Genomic DNA, 8,831 nt, shown 5'->3' on the forward strand with positions numbered 1-8,831 from the left:
GCAATTATCGCTCAAACAGCATTTCGATGATAACCCGCCATTGGAAATCAGGCTGTAACTGCCATATCCGTACGTAATTACACTTAAGTGTTTCAGCTGCCGTGGCCACCGTGGCCTCGCCATAGGAATAAGCCAGTTCCCCACTATAAGAGCGATTGGCCACCAATGACTCTGCCTGGATAGCCATATCTTGTTTTTTTACAAATTCGAGAATAGCCTTCTTTCCAATGATTGGAGTTTTCCACGGAAAATAAAAGCGTGCATCGTCCGCTAAAAACTCGCCGTATGCAATGGACGCATCGGACTTCAGTACTGCCGACAGCAACTGATCATTGCTGACTACAATTTCTTTCCGTTGCTGTATTCGTTCTTTCGTCCTAAATTTCGTATAGTCTTTATCATCCGGCTCAATATAGTGCAATTCGGGTTCCTCGTTGCCGCCCTTATGTTCGATTTGCGCTCGAAGATCAATCTTCCAATTGCCTTTACGGTCACGTCGCCATACAGCTAAATACTCACCATATCGCTTTATAGCTCCCACGCGTTGGAATGAAAGCGGACCAGCGGTAATTCCCCATTCCATACTTTTTGCAACGGCTGCGTAGGTCGGTTTCCAAGTCAGCACATCCGGGATATTAGGGCGCTCGTTCAAATAGTCTAATGCGTTCACCGGCGAAGGGGTAAAGAAAGTCGTATTCTTATCCACCACGGATAATAACGCTGCGTGCGGCCCTTCCGTAACTGATAATCGCGCCGCCGTGCGATCTGCCGACAGTAAGCTCCCTACTTTGCCCAATACCTGTGCGAAGACAGGGATAGAAGTAACGAGAAAAAAGATGGAAAAACTAATCCTGATACGAGCTGTCATTAACTGCGGATTGATAAACGATTCTTAAAAGCAATTCAACCAATCAAATCTTATTCCAAAGTGTGCCATCCTTGCTGTCCTTAAGCTGGATACCAATGGAACTCAGCCCTTCCCTGATTCGGTCTGATGTGGTGTAATCTTTACTATGCTTGGCCTCATTACGGAGCGAAATGACAACATCCATTAATTTTTCGAAATCATCGGATCCTGTGTTATCATCTACCAAACCAAGTACGCCATGCACAAAATCCTGCATCAGCGTCCTCAACGACACCAGCGACGGTTCGTCAAGGGTGAGTTTACCGTCGTATGCGCTGTTAATGATGCGTACTGCATCGAATAATTCGGCAATCAATACCGGACTGTTAAAATCGTCGTCCATGGCAGCGTAGCAACGTGCTTTCAACTCATCGACCTTTATCTCCGTATTCTTGGCTGTAGCATTCAGTTTAGGTAGCAGCGCCATGGCATTCATAAGCCGCCTATAACCTTTGTCCGCTGCCTCAAGCGCCTCATTCGAAAAATCAAGTGTGCTCCTATAGTGTGCCTGCAGCATAAAAAAGCGGACGGCCATGGGTGAATAGCCACGTTCCAATAACGGATGGCTCCCACTGAAAAGCTCGTGGGGTAGAAAACCATTACCGGCAGATTTAGACATGCGTGTACCGTTTACGGTCAGCATATTGGTGTGCATCCAATACTTTGCGGGTTGCATGTGGTTGCATGCCTGAGATTGTGCAATCTCGTTGGTGTGGTGGGTAGCCGCCAGGTCCATTCCTCCACCGTGGATGTCAAATTGATCGCCCAGGTATTTACTGCTCATGGCCGAGCACTCGATATGCCAGCCAGGAAAACCAACACCCCACGGTGAAGGCCATCGCATGATATGCTCGGGTTTCGCCTTGATCCAAAGGGCAAAATCAAGCCGGCCGCGTTTTTCGTCCTGCCCGTTTAACTCACGGGTGTTGTTAAGTAAATCGTCCAGCTTTCGGTTAGTAAGAATCGTATAATCGTATTCCTTTACATATTTCTCCACATCAAAATATACGGTGCCGTTCACTTCATAGGCATATCCCTGTTCGATGATTTTCTTGACCATTTCAATCTGCTCGGAAATATGACCCGTGGCGGTAGGTTCGATGCTAGGCGGTAGTGTATTGAAAAGCCGCAGCACCTCATGGAATCCCAAGGTGTATTTTTGCACGATCTCCATGGGCTCCAACCGTTCCAATTTGGCCTTTTTGGCAAACTTATCGTCGCCCTCATCGTTATCGCCCTCCAAATGGCCAGCGTCCGTGATGTTGCGCACGTAGCGCACCTTGTAACCCAAATGGGTTAAGTAACGGAATATCAGGTCGAAGGATACAAATGTGCGGCAATTGCCCAGATGCACATCGCTGTATACGGTGGGGCCGCAAACATACATTCCGACGAATGGCGGATTCAGCGGCTCAAATTTTTCCTTTTTTCTTGTTAACGTATTGTAAAGAACCAAACGGTTATCCATGGGCGCGAAAATACGAAATAAATACGATTACGATTCATGCCTATGACCGATCAGTTTACTTAAATGTGAAATCTGTTTTACATTTGCCTTTTTCAAGATCCTATCCCGATACGTTGCAACAGTCGTATAGCTAAGATTCAATTTTTCACCAACATCCTGAAGCGAAGTATTTTTCAAAAGATATTCTGCTATTTCTTGTTCTCGGCAGGAAAATAGGTCGAAGACATTCAATTCACCTTTATTAACTATTTGCTGCATGACCGGATGCCTAGCGAGCAGACGATTTACAAACATTCCACCTAATAAAATTGCCTTTATTGCAGCGAGCACCACCTCCACAGGCTCATGCGGGGATATAAACCCCTTTGCTCCCGCAGAAATACATAGCGGGGCATATACAGATTCACACATATCCGATATGACCAAAACACGTATATCATTACGCTGCACCTGTGGCTTGGCTGTCGCCAATACCCTTTTCATATCTGCCACTTCATCCATATGCATTCCAAATACCAGCAAATCAATCTGTTGTCTTGATTCGCCAATAGCTTCAATTGTTTGGGAAACATCAGCACAGCTGATAATCTGACAAGGGCAATAATTCGTTATCAAACGTTTTAGCCCAATCCTCATGACCGGATAGGCTTCTTTAATAATTACCTTCATAGCTACAACGCCCGACGGGCTTTTCCGTATACATCTCGCAGCCCACTTATGACCAGTTAAGCAGTAGCTAGTATTCAAGCACGGTTACCTCCGTTCTCCGATTTGCCTGATGCTGCTCACGCGTGCACGGCACGTCATTGCCGCAATCGTTCACCAATCGCGTTTCACCATAACCTTTAGCCATCATGCGATCGCGTGCGATACCCTTGCTCACCAGGTAATCGACGGCCGACTGTGCCCGCCGCTGCGATAATGCTTCGTTATATGCGTCACTGCCCCGGCTGTCCGTATGGCTGGAGAGCTCGATTTTCAGTGTCGGATTATCCCGCAGCGTGCGCACCAGTTCGTCCAATATCGCAGCGGCGTCCGGCCGAATATGATGTTTGTCGAAGTCGTAATAAATATTCTCCAGCTCAAACGTATCGCCCACTTTAAATATGGGTTCCAACAGCAATGCCACTTCCAGCGTATCTGATTTTGTAATGTCCACCGTGCTCACTTTCGCTGAATCGGCGTGGTACCCTTCCTTGTTTCCGAGTACGGTATACGTTTGGTTTCGGTCGAGCAGGAACTCGAAGGTCCCCGATTCACCACTGCTTTTGCGAGCTATGATTCTTCTCGTCCCATCGAATAATGTCACCGTCGCCTCGATACGGTCGCCCGTCTGTTTATCCGATGTGGTACCGCGCAAGAGGATTACAATCTTCGGTTTCTCATACGTGAACGAATAAATGTCATCACTGCCCCGTCCGCCTTTGCGATTGGAAGATAGGTAACCTGCGATACCTTCTTCCCCATTAAACGTGACGATGTATGCAAAATCGTCGCCCGATGAATTCACCGGATAACCAAGGTTCCGCGGGGTGCCCCATCGTGCCTTCCCCCCGGTGGATTGGAAGACGTCCAATCCACCCATGCTCGCAAAGCCGTCACTTGAATAATACAGCGTATGGTTTGGCCCTGTATTTGGGAAAAGCTCGTCGCCGGCGCTGTTGATACTTGCGCCCGCGTTGACCGGGGTACCCCAGCTACCATCGGCCTGCCTTTCACTGTACCAGATGTCCGTGCCTCCTTGTCCACCGGGCATATCGCTCGCGTAGTAGAGCGTATTGCCGTCAGTGCTCAATGCCGCATGTCCCACCGAATATTCTTCCACCCGGTTATACGCAAAGGGTTCGGCCGACCACGTCCCGTCGTTGCTTTTCGTATAGATAAACAATTCCAGGTTGCGGGTCCGGTATTTCCGTTGCCCCTCTTTTGTCCGCTCGCCGTCGTTTCCTACATATGTGCGTGTCACGAACAAGGTGTTGCCGGTGGCATCGGTCGCCACGGGGCCAACGTGGAATTTGCCGCTGTTGATGTCATCACTGGCAAGGGCCGCATCGGATAGGATGTTGTCTGCGTTGCGGTCGGCCGTATATACCCGCAGGAAGGCGTTGCCTGTCCACCCGTAGGTATCGGCGTTGCCTTGCGGCTCGCCGGCGTAGTACACCTTCCCGCCCACCGGGAATGCCGAAAACTCCGACAGCGACGTATTCACCCCTTCATTGCGCAGCTTATGCACCGTCGGGTCGGCCATCCACACCTGTGCCGAGTCGCAACCCGCGATCTGCAGCGCCACGGAGGCCGCGTCGCCGGTCGCTTCCACATACGCTTTCAGCTGTTCCTTGGCTTCGGCATACTTGCCGTTGGCTTTCAGCACGTCGCCGTAGACCAGCCGGTTCTGCGCCGGACTGTCTTCATGTCCGATGACCCGCGCGCACCAGTTTTCGGCAGATTCATAGTCGTTCATCCTTAGGTAGCTGTCGGCAAGCCGTTCCAGATCCTGAAGGCGGGGCTGTCTGGTGTCCACCAGCTTCGTGTACAGCTTGGCCGCATTCGCATACTCGTACTGCCTATACAGCTCATCTGCGCGATCGCGTAAGCTGGGTTGTTCCTGTGGAAAAGCGAAGCCGCCGATACAAAGCAGCAACGTGGAAAAAATGAATGGTTTCAGATAATGTCTCATGGCGACTGTCTAATGTCTAACTAAAAAAACCGCGGACTGAGTATCCGTTGGGATTGCCGCCCAAAGGTGATTCCCAAAGTGATCTCATGCGAACCGTTCTGCACGCTGCTCAACCGGCTCACGATGTGGTCGTAGGAATAACCGATGCGCAGGGCATCCGTCACATAAATCTGGGTGACCGCCGAAAACGAGTTCCGCCCGCTCAGGCTGTGGCCGCTCACCCGGCCATATTCACGCTTGAAAACCGTCACACCCGTGCGCCAACCCGCACCAAGCCAGAACCGCTTGCCGAAAATGAACATCGCGTTCACGTCCAGGCTCGTCGGGCCCCTGAAGTCCTCCTTCACCAGTAAACTGGGACGGAAATCCAGCCCCCGGTTGAGGTTGAACAATGCACCGCCGATGAAGTACAGGTGCCGCTTGCGGCGGATGTTATCGGTCGTGGTGTTATCCCAGCGGAAGATGTTGTTGCTCTGGTCGCCCGACAATAGGTCCATCACCGATACACCCGCATACCACTTCGGATTGTAATAGTACACCCCGAAACGCACATCCGGAACCCAATTGCTGATTTTGCCCGCAGGGATTATTTGGTCGCCCCCGTCAGTGGGTTCCAACAATGCGCCATCAAGGCTGTACTGCGTAACACCAGCCCCGATGCCGAAGCTCAGCCGCTGCGTATCCTCCTCGTTCAGCCGAAGCCGGAACGCGTAGTTCGCATAGGCCGAGGTAGCCGACTGCGGACCGAGTCTATCCGCCGTAACCTGTAGCCCCAGCCCGTGCCGCTTGTTAACCGGATCGACCACTCCGTCGATGGACAGCAGCCCCGTCCGGGGCGCCCCGTCAAGCCCAACCCACTGGCTCCGAAGACCCAGCTGACCGAACCATTCCTCCTTGTAGCCCGTATAACCCGGATTAACACTCATCGAATTGAAAATGTACTGCGTGAACTGGATGTTCTGCTGGGCCGCTCCTTCCTTGGCTACTGTAAGCAGTACCAGCCCTATCATTGATTTTATCAGACTCTTCATTACAGACGTTTTATCAATACCCAACCTTTATGTACTTCCCTTGCACTACCCAAATGAGTAGTTATCAGGTAATAGTACGTGCCTTCCGTAAGGCCCTGACCGCTCCAATCATTCTGGTAATCGTCGTTCCGGTACACCTCGTTGCCCCAACGGTTAACGACCGTAACTTCAATGCGATCAAAACCTTCACTGCCGATAATCTCAAACTGATCGTTCTTACCATCACCGTTGGGGGTAAACACGTTCGGAATTTTGAGTGGGTTCACCACGGTGATGGTCACCCTTGCTACCGAACAATTATCCGGATTCAGCTTCTCGCAGATCTGGTATTCCAGGGTATACGTGCCGCCCCGCGTACCAGGCAATACATCTACCGAACCGTCGGGGTTGAGCCGCAATGCCGGGTCACCGCCAATCAATGTAAGCGTCACGTCTTCGGATGTGATGGGAACACCGTTGAGTTGGTCGTTGGCAAACACATTGGCTACGTTCGACGTACCCTCATAACCGTTGACACCGGTCACCAGGTCATCGGTAGCCCGGATTTCCGCAGGGGCCACCACCACCGTAACGGTGGCTGTGCTGCAATTGTTCGGATTGATGACATCGCACACCCGGTAGTCGAAACTGTACGTTCCGGCCGGTGTATTCGGGGCGATGGTCACCGTACCGTCTTCTTCCAGCCTCAATGGCGACGGGTCGTCTGACGGCACCCTCGTCAGGATCACCTCGCCGGGAACCAACGGATCGCCGTTGATCTTATCATTGGTGAAAACATTCCCTGCATTTCCACCCGTTTTGCCATTCACAGGCCCGAAGTCATCATTTTCTGCTTCGATTTCTTTGAAGTATGCTTCCACTTCAACACTGGCCTCGTGGCTGATCTCACTTCCATCGGGTGCCGAAGCAGTCACCGTGGCCGTGTTCACAATCTTGCCGACGACCAAATCGGCAGCCGTGGTTGTATACGTCGTCCAGAAGGTATGTGCGTTTATCACACCCGGTTTCACCCGGGCAATCTGTTGCACAAATCCCGTCAACGGGTCGGTAATCTCCACATCATAGAGCGTTACATTACCCGTGTTGATCACTTGCAGCTGGTACCCTATACGGTCACCCCCTTTTTCAACGAGCTGCCTATTGGCGACTTTGTCGATACGAATTGCCGGCGCTTGTGCAATAGGTGTAATGGTCTCGTCGCCCGGTTCCGGTGTGTTCGGATCGTCCGACAAGAACTCAGGAGTGCGGCTTCCGCCCGGATCATTGCCCGATACGCGCGCTTGGTTAATCACTTCACCGGCATCCACATCGGCCTGCGTAACGACGTGCCTAGCCATTACCGATGCGGATTCGCCCGGTCTTAACCTGGCAATCGGCGAACCAGCAATGATTTCGGCGTTATCGTCGGTAACGACCACATCAGTCAATGTCACATTTCCCGTGTTGGTTACTATAATATTGAAGTATTTAATCTGGTCGCCCACATCATATGGCCCTTCGCTGGTTACCCCTTTGGTTAGCGATAACATAGGTGCGCTCTCCATAGGCACCACCGTAGGGTCGTTCGGCTCAAGTGTATTCGGGTTATCCGATGGCACTTCCGATATTGGGTTACCCCGGGGGTCATTGCCGGTTACCGTAGCTTGATTCGTGACGGTACCCGCATCGATGTCGGCTTGCGTTACGCGGTGCCGCGCAATGACTGTAGCCGACACGTTTGGTTTCAGGGAAGCTATCGGTGTACCTGCAATGATCTCCGCATTGTCATCCGTAACAGTGACATCCGTCAATGTTACGTTGCCGGTATTACGGACTGTAATCTCGTAGCTTATGTATTGGCCAACTGCGTACGGGCCTTCACTGGTTGCGCGTTTGGTCAAGGACAGGGCCGGTCGCTGTGTCAGCTCGACCACCATCGGATCGTTCGGCTGTGGCGTATCTGGGTTGTCAGAAAGCACTTCCGCTATCGGGTTGCCGTCCGGGTCGTCGCCTGTCACCTTCGCTTGGTTCACCACCGTGCCGGCGTCGATGTCTATCTGGGTAATTTGGTGCCGAGCGATGATTGTAGCAATAGCATTCGGGGTAAGTTGCGCTATCGGTATACCTGCAATGATCTCCGCGTTGTCATCCGTAACGGTTACACCCGTCAATGTTACGTTGCCGGTATTGCGGACTGTAATCTCATAGCTTATGTACTTGCCTAATGCATACGGACCTTCACTGGTTGCGCGTTTGGTCAGGGACAGGGCCGGTCGCTGTGTCAGTTCGACCACCGTCGGATCGTTCGGCTGCGGCGTATCCGGGTTGTCAGAAGGCACTTCCGCTATCGGGTTGCCGTCCGGGTCGTCGCCTGTCACCTTCGCCTGGTTCACCACCATACCGTCATTGATATCGGCTTGCGTTATCTGGTGACGTGCGGTGACCGTGGCTGTGGCACCCGGTGCCAGGCTGGCTATCGGCGAATCGGATACGATTTCCGCATTATTATCGGTAACGACAATGTCTGTCAACGTCACATTGCCGGTATTACGGACTACAATTTCGTAATTGATGTAGTCATCGACTGCAAATGGACCTTCGCCCGTTGTCCGTTTGGTAAGTGACAAGCCAGGCTGCTGAGTAAATTCAACAACCGTCGGGTCGTTCGGCTGCGGCGTATCCGGGTTGTCAGAAGGCACTTCCGATGTCGGGTTACCTACCGGATCATCACCCGACACTTTCGCTTGGTTCACTACAATGCCGGCGTCG

Annotated in this window: 6 protein-coding genes; all 6 read right to left on the reverse strand. The window is 51.8% G+C overall.

The window, feature by feature from the left end:
* Nucleotides 1-4 precede the first annotated feature (4 nt).
* Nucleotides 5-868 (reverse strand): YybH family protein, encoded by an 864-nt coding sequence (locus IEV98_RS01095; RefSeq protein WP_188504097.1) that lies wholly within the window; start codon nt 866-868, stop codon nt 5-7.
* A gap of 43 nt (nt 869-911) precedes the next feature.
* A complete protein-coding gene (gene cysS, locus IEV98_RS01100; RefSeq protein WP_188504098.1) occupies nt 912-2,375 on the reverse strand; it encodes a cysteine--tRNA ligase in 1,464 nt (487 codons plus the stop codon).
* A 27-nt stretch (nt 2,376-2,402) separates the two neighbouring features.
* Nucleotides 2,403-3,044, reverse strand: coding sequence for a response regulator transcription factor (locus IEV98_RS01105; RefSeq protein WP_188504099.1), 642 nt, complete (start codon nt 3,042-3,044; stop codon nt 2,403-2,405).
* 67 nt (nt 3,045-3,111) lie between these two features.
* Complete coding sequence (locus tag IEV98_RS01110; protein ID WP_188504100.1) at nt 3,112-5,052, reverse strand: OmpA family protein; 1,941 nt, start codon at nt 5,050-5,052, stop codon at nt 3,112-3,114.
* A gap of 20 nt (nt 5,053-5,072) precedes the next feature.
* Nucleotides 5,073-6,062 (reverse strand): PorP/SprF family type IX secretion system membrane protein, encoded by a 990-nt coding sequence (locus IEV98_RS01115; protein WP_371870664.1) that lies wholly within the window; start codon nt 6,060-6,062, stop codon nt 5,073-5,075.
* A gap of 20 nt (nt 6,063-6,082) precedes the next feature.
* Nucleotides 6,083-8,831: CLIPPER-2 domain-containing protein (locus IEV98_RS01120; RefSeq protein ID WP_188504102.1), on the reverse strand; the 2,749-nt coding region annotated here is incomplete at its 5' end.

Source organism: Parapedobacter pyrenivorans (assembly GCF_014636865.1).
GTDB lineage: Bacteria > Bacteroidota > Bacteroidia > Sphingobacteriales > Sphingobacteriaceae > Parapedobacter > Parapedobacter pyrenivorans.